The sequence below is a fragment of the Vibrio sp. D417a genome (genome assembly GCF_030248595.1).
Lineage (GTDB): Bacteria > Pseudomonadota > Gammaproteobacteria > Enterobacterales > Vibrionaceae > Vibrio > Vibrio alginolyticus.
Genome location: NZ_JAHGAM010000005.1, coordinates 115,087 through 133,739, shown reverse-complemented (window position 1 = coordinate 133,739; position 18,653 = coordinate 115,087). Strand labels below are relative to the sequence as shown.

Here is an 18,653-nt window from a genome sequence, read left to right as displayed (position 1 = left end):
TTGTTATCGTTGCCGCTCACAGCATCACAGTGCGTCATTTGATACCATGACACAAAAAACCAGTGAGCCGATCGTGAACTTACTCAACCCCAAAGCCCTACGTCATTTTTTACTGCTACTGTGTGCCGTCGGCATTTCAGGGCTTGCGCTTACTCATCATTACGCAACTCAATACCAACATGATCAATGGCAACAAAAGCTAGAGAGACAAGCCGCGCAAGTGTCACAAGAAGTGGACTACGAACTGGCAAAGTTTGAACAGATACCAAACCTATTAAGTCACGACCCAAGACTACTCAAAGCAGTCGAGCGCGGAACGCCCTCTCAAGAGCTCAACCTACTGTTATCAGATTGGTTGAAGCAAAGTTTGGCCGATACTATTTACGTTCATGACCGCACCGGGTTAGTCATTGCCTCAAGTAACTTTCAGCAAGAAGATACGTTTGTTGGCTCTAGTTTTAGCTATCGCCCCTATTTTAAAAATGCGCGACGCGGTGAGCCCGCTCAATACGTTGGATTAGGCGTACGCTCGAATAAACGTGGGTACTTCTTCTCATCTCCGCTGTGGGTAAATGAGGAAGTCGTTGGCGTGATCACAGTAAAAGTGAATTTGGAGCAATTAGAACAGCGCCTTTCGCAAACCACGACTGACGTACTCATTACAGATAAACACAATGTCGTGTTTATGAGCAATTTACCAGACTGGCGCTATCGTGCACTTTTCCCACTGTCATCGAGCGCAATAAATGAACTTACTGAAACGCGTCAATATGGCGATACCTTGCCCGAATATTTTGGTGAGTTAACGGCACACAGTGGTGTCACGGAGTTTGATGACAATCAATTGCTTCTATCACCGAATTACCTCGCATACGCAACACACTTATTGGATAAAGGGTTTCGCGTCGTTGCCTTAATTAACCACAACAGCGTTCTTGCCGCCGTTTTACAGGCCGATATCGTCTTCCTGATCTTATATGCGCTCATTGCTCTAATTGCGTTAGCGTGGTTCCAAACCCTAGTTAACAAAGCACGCCTTGCCCATCTCAATGTGAGCCTAGAAGAAAAAGTAGTGCAACGGACACTAGTTCTGAGTGAAGCCAACCAAAAACTACAACAGACTATCCGCCAATATGAGCAAAGCCAACAAGAGCTTAAACAAACACAACAAGAACTGACGCAAGCCGCGAAATTGGCACTGTTGGGCGAGCTATCAGCCAGTATTAATCATGAGATAAATCAGCCACTTTCCGCACTAAGAACCTATACCGAAAACTCGCAGCGTTTGTTGGCAATGGAAAAATACCCAATGGTCGCTGACAATTTGGGCAAAATGCTGACACTCAATGACACCATTTCGGAAGTCATTGCCCGCTTAAAAGTCTTTACTCGGAAAACCACGCACGATTCACACAATGAAATCTCAGTACTGCACGACGCGGTACATACTGCCACCAGCATTTTGAGCAACAAGCTTATTAAGCAAGGAGTAACACTAAAAGTTCCGGCCATAGACTATGATGTGAAGCTGGCCATTCACAGCGTTGAATTAGAACAAGTGCTGATAAACCTCTTCCACAACGCCGCACAAGCGATGGAAAACCACTGTATCGATCCGCAAATATCCATTGCTGTTCAGTGTCATGATGACAGTTGCGACATTCTTGTTTCCGATAACGGACCAGGGATGTCAGACGAAGCCCTAGCAAAAGTGTTCGACCCATTTTTTACGACTAAGCCGGAGGGTCTTGGATTAGGTTTGACCATCTCCAAGCGGATTATAGAGAGCTATCACGGCTCCCTCTGTGCCTATAAACATCAGAACACAGAACAACAAGCAGGAGGGATGACCTTTATCGTGACGCTACCAATAGTCAATCAGAATAAACGTACCCCAGAAGTGGAAAACGACCATGAATAACCCAGTTTTCTTTGTTGATGACGAACCACACATTCGTGATGCCGTGTCTCAAGCCCTGCTGATTGAAGGGATAGACGTCACCTGCTTACCAAACGCAGTAGAAGCCTTACGCGTAATCGACTCAAATACGCCTGCGATTATCATTACCGATATCCATATGCCCGTGATGGATGGCTTGGAGTTTATGCGAACTTTGCGAAGCAAAAACGATCACTTTCAATTCATCGTACTTACTGGACATGGAGATGTGAAAACCGCGGTAGATGCGATGAAAAGCGGCGCGTACGACTTTCTAGAAAAACCGTTTTCAACGGAACAGCTCATGAAATCGCTCAACAATGCCAGCGATAAACTGAACTTGTTGCAAGAAAACATCTGGCTTAAGAAAGAGCTCGACATGCAAACTCATGTTGGTCCGAAAATGATTGGTCACAGTAAGGCCATGGTGAGCATTCGTCGCGCCTTGATCAGTGCGCCTACAAGCCAGCCGCTCATTTTTGTAGGTCAAGATGGTACAGGTCGCCGTCTCGCCGCACAATTTGCCCACGACATACATGCAACACCGGATAGTGAGCTAATCGCCGCTTCTGGTGAAGACCTCTATGAGCTTTCATTAGAAGCGCTCGACAAAGCCATACACCGCTTAAGTGAAGGAAAACGCCACTGCAGTTTGTACTTACATAGCGCAGAGCATGTATCATTTGAGCAATGGGAATACTTGTTCAAGCACCCAAAACTTGAACGTGTTTTTGGCGCGACCACCCAAGCCGAGCCGCCTCTAAAATCCCTGGCGACTCTAATTCACTTACCAACGCTCGATGAAAGAAAGGAAGATATAGGGCCTTTATACAAGCACTTTGTGCGCCACACCGCGAGCCGATATCAGTTACAGCCACCACATATCAGCCTAGAAGAAGTCAAACACCTCACCAGTCTCGAATGGCCAGAAAACGTTAAGCAGCTACGCCAATTTGCTGAACTTCGTGCCCTCAAGCCAGATACTTTTAGAATGGAAGATTGGAATAGTGAGAAAAGTCTTGAAATTCAGAGTATGACTCAGCGCACAGAATACTTTGAATATTGCTTGTTATTCGATGCATTGCAAAGACATCGCGGCAGACTCAAAGAGGTTCAACTAGAATTACAGGTATCACGCAAAACCTTGTACGACAAACTAAAAAAACATCAGTTGGATAAAGCCAAGTTCAAGGCGTAATAGCTATACTCCGGCGCTAATTATGCTTTTGTTTGATTTAGAAAGTGTAAGAAAGCTCATTTGAAGAGAGAATAACCCTCTTCTCATATTTTATTAGCCGAGCATGCTGACATGATCGGTTAATAATAATAAGATCAAAAAGATAATCCGTAATTATATAAGCAGGGACTGTGATGAGCCGAGATAACTACAACAAACTCAACGATGAAGAGTTGGATTTTGTTGATGACAAAACTGCAGCATTGCTCCTCAATACCCCCAACAGCGCGCGTTTTATGCTCTGGGTTATGGTGCTATTTTTCATTGCAGCAATAGGTTGGGCATCTTGGGCTGAAATCGACAAAGTCACGGTTGGTCAAGGCAAAGTGATTCCCTCCTCACAGGTACAAGTAGTCCAAAACTTAGAAGGTGGCTTAGTCAAAGAAATCTTAGTCAAAGAAGGTCAGTTGGTTGAAAAAGGCCAACAGTTACTGCTTATCGATGACACCCGCTTTCGCTCAGATTTTCGTGAACGTGAGCAACAAGTTGCCAACCTTACCGCATCTGTGCTGCAACTATCCGCTTCTATTAACAGTGTTGCCGTTAATCGTGATTTTGAAACGGAAAACTGGCGTCAAAGTGTACTACTTGATTACGGTAAACTGACCTTCCCACCAACCTTGGAAGAGACTCGACCTCAACTCACACAGCGTCAAAAAGCAGAATATCGCGAAGATCTAGATAATTTACGCAACCAACTTTCTGTTATTGACCAACAAGTGCAGCAAAAGCAGCAGGACTTGGTAGAGATCCAAGCACGAGTAAGGAACTTGCGTCAAAGCTACCAATACGCGAAAAAAGAACTCGATATCACCAAACCTTTGGCAGACGAGGGCGTTGTTCCTCGTATTGAACTGCTCAAATTACAGCGCCAAGTCAACGATACCCGTCGTGAAATGACGTCCAGTGAGCTCAAAATTCCCGTATTGCAATCAGCGATTCGAGAATCCATGCTCAACCGTATTGATGTTGCACTCAAATTCCGCTCTGAACAGCAAGAGAAACTCAACAGCGCCCAAGACCAGTTATCTGCTTTGGTTGAATCAGCGGTGGGCTTGGAAGATAGAGTAAACCGAACGGTTGTGAATTCGCCAGTAACAGGCAAAATCAAAACACTGAACATCAATACTGTCGGTGGTGTTATCCAACCTGGTATGGATATCGTCGAGATCGTACCAACAGAAGACACACTATTGGTAGAGGCGAAAATTGCGCCAAAAGACATCGCATTTTTACGCCCAGATCTTCATGCTATCGTGAAGTTTACAGCTTACGACTTCACAAAGTACGGCGGTTTAGAGGGAGAGTTGGAACATATCAGCGCGGATACCACTCAAGATGAAGAAGGCAACAGCTTCTACATTGTTCGTGTACGCACCGAAAAAACAAACTTTGGTCAAGATGCAGATTTACCAATCATTCCAGGAATGACAGCATCGGTCGATATCATCACAGGGAAGCGAACCGTTTTGGAATATCTACTTAAACCGATTTTAAGTGCCAAAACGAACGCCTTGAAGGAGTAAACCACATTAAGATACTCGCGATAGGGAGTATTGAGCGATAAGCGATTAAATAAAAAGCACTTATTTCTCACTGACGAACTCTCTAGAAGAGTATACTTGTGATACGAGTCGAATATGCGATCCAATTTGCAGCGTAAAGTTACATTATTAATCAGCTTAAGTTGTTTGTCGTTCCAACTTGGTGCGCTGAACAGTAAAGAACAACGATGGGTCAATACGGTCACAGCGGTGTACGGCGAACGTGCGGGATTGCGCGTAAATACATGGCGAAAGAACCTCGACTTATTTAAACAATTAGAGACTCATGAACAGCTCGCTGGCGTTAACGACTTTTTTAATCAGCTGTATTTCGTTGACGACATAAAACTGTGGGGAAAGACAGATTATTGGGCTACGCCACTCGAATTTTTAGGGAGTAACGCAGGAGACTGTGAAGATTTCACTATTGCTAAGTACTTCTCTTTACTCGAGCTAGGAATACCAGATTCAAAGATGCGGTTAATATACGTAAAAGCCATCGAACTGAATCAGTTTCACATGGTATTAGCTTACTACCCTACCCCAAGTTCTGAGCCGCTCATTCTCGATAATATCAATCCTGACATTGTCCGAGCCTCTAAGCGTAGCGACTTGCTACCGATATACAGTTTTAATGGTACAAACCTGTGGTTGATGAAGTCATCTGCTAGCACTGGAGAGCTGGCAGGGAAAGCATCACGGTTGAGCCTTTGGAATGACTTACGCTCGCGCGAACGTAAGTTGCAGTTAAATAAACCTAAAATTAACTATGACGAGTGAGAAACATGACCCTATATAAGAAGCTTGTGGTGGGGATGGTTACGGTCTTTATACTCTTGTTGGCATCAGTATTCGTAATCCAATTCAACACGACTCGAGACAGCTTGGAGCAACAGCAACGTTCAGAGGTCAACAACACTATTAACACCGTAGGTTTGGCATTGGCTCCTTACCTAAAGGACAAAGATAAAGTCGCGGTTGAGTCCGTGATTAATGCTCTATTTGACGGCAGCACCTACTCAGTTGTTCGTCTTACAGCATTAGATTCTGACTACCAGATCGTGCGTACTTACCCAGTTAAACCAAGTACGGTGCCACAATGGTTTATCGACATGAATCTATTTAAAGCGATTCACGATAAGCGTGTTGTGACCAGTGGTTGGATGCAGCTCGCCGAAGTAGAAATCATTAGCCACCCAGGCGCAGCTTACGAGCAGCTCTGGCAAGGTTTTATTGGCTTGCTGTCTGTATTCAGTGTCATTTTTCTAGCTGGTTTAGTGGCAATTTCATACATCCTACGTCGCTCGCTAAAACCATTAACGGCCATCGTAAATAAAATGCATGAAATCGCGAATAACCAATTTGGTGAACCGCTTGCTCGTCCAAGAACCAAAGATCTTATCGCGGTGGTAGATGGCATTAACATGATGTCTGCTCAAATCGAGCTATCATTCAAAGAGCAAGCCAAAGAGGCGCAACGTCTGCGTGCTCAGGCTTACCTCGACCCTATATCTAAATTGGGTAACCGCTCATTCTACATCAACCAAATTGACCAATGGCTTGCAGAGCAAACGCAAGGGGGTATCGCGCTACTCCATGCTGAATACATTGGGGACATTTACGAGACCAAAGATTACCAACGCGCAGATGCCCACGTTAAAGAACTGTCTCAACGTTTGAAAAACACCATTGATGTACCGGGTGCCACTATTGCTCGCTTATCTAGTGATGAGTTCGGCTTGCTTTTCCCTCATATGGATGAGAGCGAGTTACGCATTTTATCGGACAGCATCGTCAATTGTGTGAACGGCCTAAATACTGACCCAACAGGCTTAGCAAAACCTAAAGCGTCACTAGGGGTTGCACACAGCAAAGATCAGAAAACGCGCTCTGAAATCCTCTCGATGGTGGACAACGCACTATCGAAAGCCAAAGCGCAACCAGACAAGCCATACGGCTTCATTGGCAGTGATACACCTTCTAGTTTGATGGGTAAACAGCAATGGAAAGCGTTGGTTGAAGAAGCCATTCATAGTGATTGGGTTAAATTCCGTTTCCAAGCTGCGAAAAACACATGGGGTAAAGTATTCCACAACGAAGTATTTTCAAGCATCGAAAAAGATGGTGAAACGTATCGTGCGAATCAATACCTATTCGCACTAGAACAGTTAGACGCCACCAACATCTTTGACCAGTATGTCATTGAATCAATGATTAAGATGCTAGAAAGTGGTGAACTTAATGACCCAGTCGCGATTAACATCGCGCAAAGCAGCTTGTCTCAACCATCGTTTATTCGCTGGACAACTAGCATGCTGGAAAAACACGCCAAAGTGGCCTCTAAGCTACATTTTGAAATTCCAGAGGAATGCTTTATCGATCAGCCTCACCACACAGCACTGTTATGTAATGCCATTCGCCAATCAGGTGCTGAGTTCGGCGTAGATAACTACGGACGTAACTTCCAATCTTTGGAATACATCCAAGAGTTCCGCCCGAACTATGTGAAGCTCGATTACCTATTCACACACAACTTGCACGACGAAAAACAGAAATTCACGCTAACGTCGATCTCTCGTACTGCCCACAACCTTGGTATTACGACTATCGCATCGCGTATCGAAACTCAAATCCAGTTGGATTTCCTCACTGAACATTTTGTTGAGGTATTCCAAGGATTCATCGTCGACAAGGAATAAAAAGGTTTATCAACGATGAAAGACCCTTTACTGAATTCGCTCATTTACGTTAGCCGTTACTATGGGTTAGCTAACTCGCCAGAAGCGCTAGTCAACGGACTACCGCTATCTGACGGTAAACTGACCCCATTTTTGCTACCAAGAGCAGCGGAAAGGGCCGGATTGGTTGCCAAGGAAAACCGCGCAGAGCTGGAGAGCATCTCCAGCCTAATTCTGCCGGCAATCTTAGTTCTTAAAGGCGGTGACTCTTGCGTTCTCAACAGCATCAATATGGAGAAACGCGAGGCCGAAGTCACAACCCTAGAAAGTGGAATGGTGCCGATCTCTATTCCATTAGAAGACCTACTTGAGCAATACACTGGTCGGTACTTTTTAGTTAAAAAGCAATTCCGTTTCGATGAGCGCTCTCCCGAAGTGCTCAAAACCAACGAAGGCCACTGGTTCTGGTCAACCTTGTGGCAGTCAAAACGCATCTACCGTGATGTTTTAATCGCATCACTTCTCATCAACCTCTTTGCGGTTGCCGCTCCGCTATTCACTCGCTTGGTGTACGACAAAGTGGTTCCGAATCTTGCGTTTGAAACCCTATGGGTACTAGCAAGTGGCATTTTTGTCGTGTTCCTGTTCGACTTCATTCTCAAGTCGCTGAGAAATTACTTCATTGATGTGGCGGGCAAGAAGTCTGACATTCTGATTTCATCCAAACTGTTCAGCAAAGTGATGGGGATTAGAATGGAATCGAAGCCGCCTTCGGTCGGTGCCTTCGCTCGCCATTTACAAGAATTCGAATCTATTCGAGAGTTTTTTACTTCAGCGACCGTCAGTGCTCTCATTGATTTGCCTTTTGCCATTTTATTCTTAGTGATTATATGGCTAATGGCTGGCGATCTTGTGTATGTACCGATGGTGGGCGTGGTCATTTTGATTATTCACTCGCTACTGATACAGGGGCCGCTGCGCCGCTCCATTGAGGAGGGTTCACGCCTAGCATCGCAAAAATATGCCAATTTGATAGAGAGCTTGGCTGGGTTAGAAACCGTAAAAATGCTCAGTGCGCAAAGCCAATTCCAATACCGCTGGGAAGAGGCAGTTGCGCACATGGCGAACTGGAATATAAAAAGCCGACGAATTACGGATAGCATTCAAAACGCGGCGGGTTTTGTGCAGCAAAGTAGTAACGTAGGGATGATCATCCTAGGCGTTTACTTAATTGCAGAAGGCGACTTAACCATGGGCGGTTTGATTGCCGCAACCATGCTTAGCGGCCGCGCGATTGGTCCTTTGGTTCAGTTATCCTTACTCTCTACGCGCTACAACCAAGCGAAGTCTTCTATGACAATTATCAATCAAGTCATGGAAATGCCGGATGAACAAGAAGAAGGTAAACGTTACATTCACCGCCCAATAGTACAAGGCAAAATTGAACTTGAACGCGTGACCTTCCACTACCCAGATTCACCGGTGGCGTCGATTCGAGATTTGAGCTTGACCATTAACCCAGGCGAAAAAGTAGCGATCATAGGCCGTATCGGTTCGGGTAAAACCACGTTAGAACGTCTCATCATGGGCTTGTATCAGCCGACGGAAGGTCATGTTCGCATTGATGATACCGACATCGCACAGCTGCATCATGTCGACATTCGCCGTAATATTGGTTGTGTGCCGCAAGATTCGAATCTGTTCTTTGGTTCTATCCGCGACAACATTACGCTAGGTCGCCCATTAACCGATGACCGTGACGTACTAGACGCAGCGAATCGTGCCGGTGTTACTGCGTTTACGCAATCTGACCCAGCGGGCTTAGAACGCCAAGTTGGTGAAGGCGGTGCAATGCTTTCGGGTGGTCAACGTCAAGCAGTCACGATCGCTCGTGCATTTTTGGGTCGTCCTCCTGTTCTACTCATGGATGAACCAACCAGTGCGATGGATAATCGCTCAGAGATGCACATTAAACATCAATTAGCACAGTTGAAACCTAGTGAAACGCTGATTCTGATTACGCATAAAACGTCTATGCTCGACATCGTTGATCGCGTAATTGTGATGGAGAAAGGCAGCATCATCGCAGATGGCCCTAAAGCGCAAGTGCTGAACGATTTGAAACAAGGCAAAGTGCGTGCGGTTAGCTAGCCTGAATTCACATTGATAAAAGACAAGGGCCCCGTTTAACTTGTGTTTAACGGGGCTTATTTTATTGTGAGCCCGAGATAATTAAGTTCTTCAAGCGCGACCCAAACGAGTACAAGGCCAACAATCACGAATAAAATCATAATCGCCTTTTCATCTTCTTCCATTTTTCAACGCCCTAAAAGCTATTTCAATTAATACACCTTAGGTTATCAGGACAAAAGTCATATTCAGCTCGTTTATAAGGAACTAGCGTCATAGAATGTCGGATATGGGATACAGCTCAAAGATTGCTCTCTTCAAAATCACGTCAGCTTTGATTGAATATAAGTCATAAAGCCAAAGAGTTCGCAATGCTCACTAAGTCTTTGATTAACCGATATAGTACTCTGTGGTACCTCAACACAGAGACAAATGGTGTAAAGAAAAATTGTGATTACTTACAGCAAAAAATCAGCTATAAAAGCCGCTTTCTAGATATCGTCGAGATGAAGAAATGAATGATTGGATCCAATTAGAGCAAGTGAGCCAGTATTTCACTACGGGCTCCCTCGGTTACAAACTATTGATGGGCATTTTTGTCCTGATCGCGTATCGCATCCTGAAGAGGATTGTAAATAGAGCCATCCTAAATTTGGCAACAACGAAAGGTGTAAAAAAGGCTCGTTTGAGTTTTATTCAGCGTTGTTTCAATGTCGCGCTGCTATTTTTGACCGCCTCTATTTTTGCCATTATCACAGGTATTGGCTATGGCGATGTGTCTTTGTTCCTATCGTCCATTTTTGCCGTATTAGGTGTGGCATTTATTGCGCAGTGGTCAATTCTGAGCAACATCACTGCCAGCTTTTTGATCTTTTTTGTCTTCCCATATCGAGTGGGTGACCGAATTAAAGTCGTAGACAAAGATGAAGACATCTGCGGTGAGATTCAAGAAATCAGCATGTTTCACGTGTTAATTAAGCACGACAACGGTAACTTGATCACTTACCCAAACAACCAGATTTTGCAAAAAGCAGTGCTAAAGCTGGCGAAAAACAAGCCAGAGCCAAGTAAAGTAAAATCTCGGATTTATACTCGCAGAAAGAAATAACCCACTAAAAAGCCGATGTATCTACATCGGCTTTTTAATGCACTTCTTTTTAAGTTTTAGTGTTGACCTCAACCTAGCTTGAGGTTTTAGCCTTAGTCGCACGATTAAAAATCAACAATGAAAAAAAGGAACCATTGTGTCCAAAATTGCGATTATTTATTTCTCTAAAACCGACGTTACTGGTCAGCTTGCTCGCGCGATTGCCGCAGGTGTTGAACAACAAGGCATTAAACAGCAAGATGAATGTGAAATCCTCTCTCACCGAATTGAAGGCAGTGAGATTATTGAGGGACGTTTTGTGAACCCTAAACTAATGGATGAACTTGCTGAGTGTGATGCGATTATCTTTGGCTCACCGACCTATATGGGCGATGTAGCAGCGCAGTTTAAAGCATTTGCAGATGCAAGCAGTGAATCTTGGTATTACCAAAAATGGGCGAGCAAAATCGCGGCTGGCTTTACCAGTGGTGGGGCAATGAATGGCGACCAATCTTGCACATTACAATATCTACAAACGCTCGCTAACCAACACGGCATGATGTGGGTCGGGTTGGATAAGATCAGCAATTCTGGGGAGCAAAACCTGAATCGTTATGGTGTACAAGGTGGTATTGTTGCACAAGGTGGTGAAGGTGGTCAGTTGCATGCTTCTGATGTTGCAACAGCGGAGTATCTTGGCAAACGAGTCGCTATGCTCGTGAACAAGCTCTCCACTCGCTAACAATAAAAAGAAGCCCCGTAAGATACATCTTCGGGGCTTCATATTTATCGCTTGTTTTGAGCGCTACTTCTTGATGTAGAGGTCTTTCGAGTAGATACGACCTTCTACGTTGTTCTTGGCAAAACCGCCAACCGTAGGACGAACCAAACGCGCTTGCATGTAGTAGTAAATCGGTGCGATTGGCATATCCGCCGCCAACAATTGCTCGGCTTGATCATAGAAACCTTGGCGCGCTTTCTCATTGGTTGCGGCCAATGCACTGTTCATCGCGTTGTCGTACGCTTCACTGCTGTAACGTGCAAAGTTACCCGAGGAACCTGAGCGAAGTAAGCTCAGGAAAGTAGACGCTTCATTGTAATCACCACACCAGGAAGCGCGCATCACATCGAAATTGCCTTGTTTACGCGCCACTAAGTATGACTTCCACTCTTGGTTTTCTAACTCCACGTTTGCACCGAGATTTTTTTGTAGCATCGACGCTATCGCAACCGCGATCGATTTGTTTGCCTCACTGGTGTTGTACAACAATTTAAAATCGAGCGGCTTGTCTTGGCTGTAACCCGCTTCTTTTAACAACTGACGCGCTTTCTCGTCACGTTGTTGCTGACTCCACTTACTGTATTCAGGCGGCGTCGCATCAAACCCTGCGGTGTACTGATGCGCAAAAGTATAAGCAGGAAGGTTGCCCACTTGCGTGACACCATTCGTAATCACATCGCGCATGATGGAGTACGACACCGCTTGACGCACTCGCACATCATCAAATGGCGGACGAGTGGTATTGAACGCGTAGTAATACGTGCACAATAATGGCACCACCGTGTAAGCCTGCTTGTAATCTTGTTTAAGCTTCTGCGCCATATGAGTCGGCACATCTGACGTGATATCCACCTCACCTACCGCATAGCGATTGATCGACGCGTTTTGGTTTTCAAACGGAATGTAAGTCACTTTGTTTAAATGCGTATCAGCACTGTCCCAGTAATTTGGGTTCTTGACCAGTTCAATGCGCTCATTCACAACCCACTCATCCAATGTGAATGCACCGTTGCTAACAAATTGGTCTGGATCGCTCCACGGCTTGTCGCGGTTTTCCACTGTCGCTTGATGCACTGGCATCATGGACGTGTGCCCGGTCATGGCAACAAAGTACGGAACTTGACTGTCCAACTCAAAACGTAAGGTGTATTTATCCACCGCCGTGATACCGAGATCGTCCAAAGGCTTTTTACCCTCTGCCACATCGGCGATGTTTTTGATCTTGGTGAGTTTGAGATACCAAACATTTGGAGAAGCGGTTTTCGGATCTACCGCTCGGCGCAGTGAATAGACAAAATCATCCGCCGTCACAGGCTCGCCATTCGACCATTTCGCATCTTTGCGTAGGTGAAAAACAAAGGTTAGGTTGTCCTTGGTTTCCCACGATTCCGCCACTCCGGGAATTATGTTTCCGTCACGATCTTGAATTACCAGCCCTTCAAATAAATCACGAATCACGTGCATTTCTGGCAGACCTTCGGCTTTTGCCGGATCAAGCGTTGCCGCCTCTGCGTCATTCGCACGCACTAAATGTTGCTCTGCGGCGAGTTGAACGCCGTTAGGTAAGGTATCCGCAACAACAGATGCAGAAAAAAAAGGGGTGAATAAAGAGGAAATCAGCAACGCCGTTGAATGTTTTTTAAAATCCATATCGTTTTTCGTTCTCCTAACGCGTCTTGTGAAGCAAGCGCCACAATTAACATTTCAACCGTTGACGAGTTTAAACGGTTCGGTTTAGCTAGGTTTAATTAGCTTAGATATTGATATTACTTCATCAATCAGGAGATTACGGTGAGTCTAATTCCAAGAACGGAAAGAGCGACATTTTTAATTCGGCCAACAACATACGGTCATTCCGTGCTTGGTGCGCCATTACTGTATTTTCCGGCGCAAGTCGAAAGTGCTTCGCGAGGTTTGATTTTGGCAGGCACTCACGGGGATGAGACAGCCTCGATTGCAGGTTTGTCCTGTGCGCTAAGAAGCTTGCCAGCTAAAAACTTACGACATGATGTGATTCTGTCAATGAATCCTGACGGCAACCAGCTAGGCACACGCGCAAATGCAAACCAAGTGGATCTCAATCGCGCGTTTCCAACCCAAAATTGGACTGAGCATGGCACCGTATATCGATGGAGCTCTCACACACCCGTTCGAGACGTAAAGGTGAAAACAGGCTCTAAAAACCAGCTAGAGCCAGAAGTTGGCGCATTAATTAACTTGATTGAACTGCGCAGGCCAAAGTTTGTGGTGTCGTTTCATGAACCGCTTGCGTTTGTAGATGATCCCAAACATTCCAACCTTGCCAAATGGCTCGGCGAGCAGTTTCAGCTGCCAATCGTGGACGATGTCGACTACGAAACACCCGGCTCATTCGGCACTTGGTGTAGTGAACGTGATTTACCTTGCATCACGTTGGAGTTACCGGCAATTTCTGCCGATCTCACCATTGAAAAGCATCTCCCCGCCTTTATTGCTTTGCTGATGCACGATCCGGATCTTTAGTTCGCTGTTGGTTAAGCGATCATGTAAGGATCTGTTTGATGTCGGTACTGATATCGCTGATCAACTGACGTGCACTTTCGTCTCTTTGCTGAACCAAGATGATAAACAGCAAATCGGTGATCACGTTTTGCGCGGTGCGCGAAGCAATGGATGAGCTGCGATGTTCCGTTTCATTGGCAATCGTATCAAACGTAATATCGGCAATACCGCGCAAGCGGCTTCTCCCAGGAGCAGATAACGCAATCACCTTCGCGCCCTGCTCTTTTGCCGCTTCTGCCGCGACGAGAGTTTCTTTGCGTTCGCCCGAATACGAAATCGCAATCTGCACATCTTCTGAAGAGAGGGTACGAGCAACAGCAATCTGCACGTGGCTGTCTTGTTCAGAAAGCGCCGTAATACCGAGTTTAAGCAGTTTAAAGCTTAAATCCTTCGCGGTCAGGGCTGAGCCCCCAATCCCGACCACTTGCACTCGACGCGCTTCACTCAACCATTTCACCGCTTGGTGACACGCTTCAAAAGACAGCGCATTGGTGGTTTGAAACATAGCGTCGGTTTTCGCTTTCACCAGTTTCTGTGAAATAACCGCGATGGGATCATCTGCCAAAATATCACTGTGCAACGGTGTCGACTGCATCGCATGCTTACGGCCAATCTCTTCATTCAGAGCTAACTTAAACTCGCTGTAGCCTTTAAAGCCAATACGCTGAGTAAATTTCACAATGCTCGATTGACTCACTTTTACTTGCGCCGCAAGTTCTTGGCTAGTGAGCAGCGCCGCCTTTTCTGCGTTTTCAACAATCCAATCGCCGACCAAACGACCACTTTGCGAAAGCTGAGTACGCCTCGCGACTATCTTATTGACAACTGACACAACAAAAACCTCAAAAAATTTAAATAAATTATTCCAAAACAAAAATAATTGGAGTTTGATTTAACCCCATGATTATTCTAACCAAGCCAGTTTATACCGGATGTAATGGACGTATATTTTCTCTCATTATTCCAAATTTCTCCTGCACAAAGAATAACCTCAAGTGTGATTTTTATCACCAAAACAGAATATTTTATTCCATAGAATCACCCTCAGATTGAACATTACGAAGAGTGTAAAACATGAAAATTGATTTAAGCCGATTGGTGACAGAAAGCTGTAATCCAGCCAGTGCAGAGATTGATACGCTTTCGACCATCGAGATGCTGCAAGTCATTAATGAAGAGGATCAAAAAGTCGCGCTCGCGGTCAAAGCAGTGCTACCACAAATTGCAAAGACGGTTGATGCAATTACTCAAGCGTTCGCCAATGGTGGCCGTTTGGTTTACATGGGAGCTGGCACATCAGGCCGCTTAGGAATTCTTGATGCGAGCGAGTGTCCTCCTACCTACGGCACGCATCCAGACATGGTGATTGGCTTAATTGCTGGTGGACACCAAGCGATTTTGAAAGCGGTAGAAAACGCAGAAGACGACGTGAAAATGGGTCAAGACGACTTAAAAGCGCTTCACCTCACCAAGCATGACGTGGTTGTAGGCATAGCTGCAAGTGGCCGCACGCCTTATGTGCTAGGTGGTTTGGAGTACGCTAAATCCATCGGAGCTACGACCGCATCTATCGCCTGTAATCCGGAATGTGCAATGGCAAAAGCAGCCGACATCGCGATTCTGCCGATTGTTGGCGCAGAGGTCGTTACTGGATCTTCTCGCATGAAAGCCGGCACTGCACAAAAACTGGTGTTAAACATGCTCACGACAGGCGCAATGATTCGTAGCGGTAAGGTATTTGGTAACTTAATGGTGGATGTAGAGGCCACCAACGCCAAGCTCATCCAACGCCAAACTAACATTGTTGTAGACGCAACTGGCGCATCAAAAGAAGAAGCAGAGCGAGCATTAAATGCCTGCGATCGCCACTGTAAAACCGCCATCTTAATGATTTTGGCCGATTTGGATGCCGAACAAGCCAAATCACGCCTCGCCGCGCACAACGGTTTTATTCGCGCAGCACTAAATAATAACTAAATAATCCGAGTTCTGAAGGATAGACCCTATGGCAAAAATAACTTCAAACACAGTATCGCAGTTGCTGTCCGCAGTGGGTGGCAGCAGCAACGTAAGCAAATGTGGTAACTGTATGACGCGTTTGCGTTTATCGCTCGCCAACAATGGCTTGGCTGACCAGTCTGTTATCAAGCAAATTCCCGGCGTAATGGGCGTGGTGGAAAGCGATGAGCAGTTTCAGATCATTCTCGGTCCCGGAAAAGCTCAACAAGCGGCTGAGATGATGAATCAATTGATCGACAGCTTAACCTCTGGTGACAGTGAAGAACCAGATATGCCGCAACAAGATCTTTCTGCCGTCGCGGCCGAGCAAAAAAAGCAGATGAAGAGCAAACAAACCAGTGCGGTTCAGCGTTTTTTAAGCAAGTTTGCTACCATCTTTACGCCGTTGATCCCTGGTTTTATTGCCGCTGGTTTGTTGCTAGGTTTTGCGACGTTATTGGAACAGATGTTTGTTCTCGACCAGACACCAAGCCAGTTTATGCTGGATTTGATCGCCTACATGAAAGTCTTTGGTAAGGGTCTGTTTGCTTTCTTAAGTATTCTGATTGGTTACAACGCGCAGCAAGCGTTTGGCGGCTCTGGTGTTAATGGTGCCATTCTCGCCTCTTTGTTTGTGCTGGGTTACAACCCAGAGGCTACATCCGGCATTTACTCTGGCATGAACGAGTTTTTCGGCTTTGCGATTGATCCGCGCGGCAACATTATCGGCGTACTTTTGGCGGCGATCATCGGTGCACAAGTCGAGCGTAAGGTTCGTCAATACATGCCAGATGATCTGGACATGATCTTAACGTCCGTTATCACTCTGTTGATCATGGGTGCGGTAACCTTCTTGATCATCATGCCGATCGGCGGCGAGCTATTTAAAGGGATGTCTTGGTTGTTCCTCAACTTGAACGATAACCCATTAGGCGCTGCAATCTTGGCAGGTTTGTTCTTAATTTCTGTGGTATTTGGCATCCACCAGGGTTTTGTTCCAGTGTACTTCGCATTGATGGAAGCACAGGGCTTTAACTCGCTATTCCCTATCCTAGCGATGGCTGGTGGCGGTCAGGTTGGCGCGTCAATGGCGCTGTATTTCAAAGCCAAAAAGGACGCTCTACTGCGCACTCAAGTTAAAGGCGCTATTATTCCTGGCCTTCTAGGTATTGGCGAACCATTGATTTACGGCGTGACATTACCACGCGTAAAACCATTCGTTACCGCTTGTATTGGTGGTGCTGCGGGCGGCTTCTTTATCGGCTTAGTTTCTTACCTTGGCTTGCCAGTTGGTCTTAATACGGTGTTTGGCCCGTCCGGTATCGTGGCGATTCCTCTCATGACATCAGAAAATGGCATCTTCCCGGGCATGATGGTGTTTGTTGCTGGCCTGCTTATCTCTTACATCGTCGGCTTCCTCGCGACTTACTTCTTTGGCTGCAAAGACGTCGATTTAAGCTAAATCATTCTTCCCCTATAGGAATGGACTAGCTCGCGCCCTTGGCAAACAAGGGCGCACCCTCTCTCTACTTCACGACAATTTTTCTTATTCCGTTACTCGGAAGGGGCTTTGTCGTACCTAAAACAATAGAAATGAAAGGTCGTTAATCATGAAAAAGCACATTTTGACTCTACTTATCCCAACATTGATGGCATCAAACGCAATGGCAGCGCAGCTGTATCAAGCGGAAGATGGGTCAGTTTTAAATATTTACTCTCGTCTTGGTTTCAATGTCACCAGTAAAAATGATGAGCACGGCGATGCAAATGGCGAGTTTGATGGCCGTATTGGTTTAAACGGTTCACAAACCATCAACGAGTACGCGTCGATCATCGGCCAAGCGCAATACCAAGTGGGTGCCGCTGAATACGCAAACCAAGTAAACGACAAACCGTCTCTGACCGCACGTTATGTATGGGCGGGTATTGATGCGAAAGATTATGGTCGCATTACTGGTGGTCGCGTGGCATCTGGGTTGATTATGTTTACCGACATTGGTGATGTGTTCGCCTCTTCCGATGTTTCTATGGCGCGCCAAGCGAATAAAGTCGACAAAACCGCAACGCAAGTTTTCCGTCAAGATGGCACGCTGCAATACCAAAACAGCCTAGGTAATGTCGATTTTTCTGTCGCGTACATTTTAGGAAACAACACTTCTGAGCTCGACTACGGTTACAACGCTGCACTGCGTTATACGCTAGACATGGGGAATTTGGGTACCTTGGCACCAGTGATAGCGATGCAGAAGAATAAAGGTGATGCACGTGAAAGCAACGACACCGATTACACATTCTGGGGCGCAGGTACGCGTTACTACCTAGGTGATTTGATGTTGGGTGCGTTGTACTCGGAAGATGAACTAGAGGGCTATTACTCACAAACCAGTACCGACAAAGTGATGGAACTAACGGCGGTTTACAGTGTAAATGACAAATGGGCACTGCGTGCTGGTTATCGTTCTTTAGAAAATAGTGATGGTGACGAGCTAGAGCTGAAAGATACAACGCTAGAAGTGCAATACAAACTGACGCCTCGTTCTTCTATCTACACAAACTACGTTGATCGTAACGGCTCGCGTGGCTACAGCAATGGACAAGAAGTCTCGTTTGGCGGTGCACACGCAGACGAAAGCTACTACCACTTAGGTCTCCGTTACGAGCTGTAAGCACGATACTTAATGTAAGTTAGCTGAATCCATGAGCTTCTTCTATGTCCGG

14 protein-coding genes are annotated in these 18,653 nt (G+C 45.8%); 12 read left to right on the top strand and 2 right to left on the bottom strand.

What is annotated here, in order from left to right:
* Nucleotides 1-46 precede the first annotated feature (46 nt).
* The 8 genes from KI742_RS06065 to KI742_RS06030 all read left to right on the top strand — a co-directional run bounded on the left by KI742_RS06065 (nt 47) and on the right by KI742_RS06030 (nt 11,357).
* Nucleotides 47-1,921: an ATP-binding protein gene (locus tag KI742_RS06065; protein WP_285385370.1), complete on the top strand. Its 1,875-nt coding sequence runs from the start codon at nt 47-49 to the stop codon at nt 1,919-1,921.
* On the top strand, nt 1,914-3,137 hold the full coding sequence (locus tag KI742_RS06060) for a sigma-54 dependent transcriptional regulator (RefSeq protein WP_005383565.1): 1,224 nt from the start codon (nt 1,914-1,916) through the stop codon (nt 3,135-3,137). Before KI742_RS06065 ends, KI742_RS06060 begins: the two co-directional genes overlap by 8 nt.
* A 173-nt stretch (nt 3,138-3,310) precedes the next feature.
* Nucleotides 3,311-4,702, top strand: a complete 1,392-nt coding sequence (locus KI742_RS06055; protein ID WP_213866652.1) for an HlyD family type I secretion periplasmic adaptor subunit — start codon at nt 3,311-3,313, stop codon at nt 4,700-4,702.
* Between the two features lie 114 nt (nt 4,703-4,816).
* A complete protein-coding gene (locus tag KI742_RS06050; RefSeq protein ID WP_005374561.1) occupies nt 4,817-5,500 on the top strand; it encodes a transglutaminase-like cysteine peptidase in 684 nt (227 codons plus the stop codon).
* 5 nt (nt 5,501-5,505) lie between these two features.
* The gene (locus KI742_RS06045; RefSeq protein ID WP_005383568.1) at nt 5,506-7,419 is read left to right on the top strand and encodes an EAL domain-containing protein; all 1,914 of its coding nucleotides are present in this window, start codon (nt 5,506-5,508) and stop codon (nt 7,417-7,419) included.
* Nucleotides 7,420-7,434: 15 nt separating this feature from the next.
* A complete protein-coding gene (locus KI742_RS06040; protein WP_005374556.1) occupies nt 7,435-9,549 on the top strand; it encodes a type I secretion system permease/ATPase in 2,115 nt (704 codons plus the stop codon).
* Between the two features lie 493 nt (nt 9,550-10,042).
* The gene (locus KI742_RS06035) at nt 10,043-10,636 is read left to right on the top strand and encodes a mechanosensitive ion channel family protein (RefSeq protein WP_042522270.1); all 594 of its coding nucleotides are present in this window, start codon (nt 10,043-10,045) and stop codon (nt 10,634-10,636) included.
* A 136-nt stretch (nt 10,637-10,772) separates the two neighbouring features.
* Nucleotides 10,773-11,357 (top strand): flavodoxin family protein, encoded by a 585-nt coding sequence (locus KI742_RS06030; RefSeq protein WP_285385372.1) that lies wholly within the window; start codon nt 10,773-10,775, stop codon nt 11,355-11,357.
* Between the two features lie 63 nt (nt 11,358-11,420).
* On the opposite strand, the gene KI742_RS06025 is transcribed toward KI742_RS06030, so the two are convergent.
* Complete coding sequence (locus tag KI742_RS06025; protein ID WP_285385373.1) at nt 11,421-13,046, bottom strand: ABC transporter substrate-binding protein; 1,626 nt, start codon at nt 13,044-13,046, stop codon at nt 11,421-11,423.
* Nucleotides 13,047-13,187: 141 nt separating this feature from the next.
* On the opposite strand from KI742_RS06025, the gene mpaA reads away from it, so the two are divergent.
* Nucleotides 13,188-13,898: a murein tripeptide amidase MpaA gene (mpaA, locus tag KI742_RS06020; protein WP_025540277.1), complete on the top strand. Its 711-nt coding sequence runs from the start codon at nt 13,188-13,190 to the stop codon at nt 13,896-13,898.
* Nucleotides 13,899-13,917: 19 nt separating this feature from the next.
* Here the strand turns inward: mpaA and KI742_RS06015 are convergent, their stop codons facing one another.
* Nucleotides 13,918-14,769, bottom strand: a complete 852-nt coding sequence (locus KI742_RS06015; protein ID WP_285385374.1) for an SIS domain-containing protein — start codon at nt 14,767-14,769, stop codon at nt 13,918-13,920.
* A 242-nt stretch (nt 14,770-15,011) separates the two neighbouring features.
* On the opposite strand from KI742_RS06015, the gene murQ reads away from it, so the two are divergent.
* From murQ to KI742_RS06000, 3 genes are all read left to right on the top strand, one after another.
* The gene (gene murQ / locus KI742_RS06010; protein WP_285385375.1) at nt 15,012-15,914 is read left to right on the top strand and encodes an N-acetylmuramic acid 6-phosphate etherase; all 903 of its coding nucleotides are present in this window, start codon (nt 15,012-15,014) and stop codon (nt 15,912-15,914) included.
* Nucleotides 15,915-15,942: 28 nt separating this feature from the next.
* Nucleotides 15,943-17,397 (top strand): PTS N-acetylmuramic acid transporter subunit IIBC, encoded by a 1,455-nt coding sequence (murP, locus tag KI742_RS06005; protein ID WP_005500182.1) that lies wholly within the window; start codon nt 15,943-15,945, stop codon nt 17,395-17,397.
* A 148-nt stretch (nt 17,398-17,545) separates the two neighbouring features.
* Nucleotides 17,546-18,601, top strand: a complete 1,056-nt coding sequence (locus tag KI742_RS06000) for a porin (RefSeq protein ID WP_285385377.1) — start codon at nt 17,546-17,548, stop codon at nt 18,599-18,601.
* Nucleotides 18,602-18,653 lie beyond the last annotated feature (52 nt).

Bases quoted from the DNA above. Each gene is read 5' to 3' on its own strand.
- KI742_RS06050 (WP_005374561.1), top strand. From the start codon at position 4,817: ATGCGATCCAATTTGCAGCGTAAAGTTACATTATTAATCAGCTTAAGT.
- KI742_RS06040 (WP_005374556.1), top strand. From the start codon at position 7,435: ATGAAAGACCCTTTACTGAATTCGCTCATTTACGTTAGCCGTTACTAT.
- murP (WP_005500182.1), top strand. From the start codon at position 15,943: ATGGCAAAAATAACTTCAAACACAGTATCGCAGTTGCTGTCCGCAGTG.
- KI742_RS06045 (WP_005383568.1), top strand. From the start codon at position 5,506: ATGACCCTATATAAGAAGCTTGTGGTGGGGATGGTTACGGTCTTTATA.
- KI742_RS06025 (WP_285385373.1), bottom strand. From the start codon at position 13,046: ATGGATTTTAAAAAACATTCAACGGCGTTGCTGATTTCCTCTTTATTC.
- KI742_RS06000 (WP_285385377.1), top strand. From the start codon at position 17,546: ATGAAAAAGCACATTTTGACTCTACTTATCCCAACATTGATGGCATCA.
- KI742_RS06065 (WP_285385370.1), top strand. From the start codon at position 47: ATGACACAAAAAACCAGTGAGCCGATCGTGAACTTACTCAACCCCAAA.
- murQ (WP_285385375.1), top strand. From the start codon at position 15,012: ATGAAAATTGATTTAAGCCGATTGGTGACAGAAAGCTGTAATCCAGCC.
- KI742_RS06060 (WP_005383565.1), top strand. From the start codon at position 1,914: ATGAATAACCCAGTTTTCTTTGTTGATGACGAACCACACATTCGTGAT.
- KI742_RS06035 (WP_042522270.1), top strand. From the start codon at position 10,043: ATGAATGATTGGATCCAATTAGAGCAAGTGAGCCAGTATTTCACTACG.
- KI742_RS06055 (WP_213866652.1), top strand. From the start codon at position 3,311: ATGAGCCGAGATAACTACAACAAACTCAACGATGAAGAGTTGGATTTT.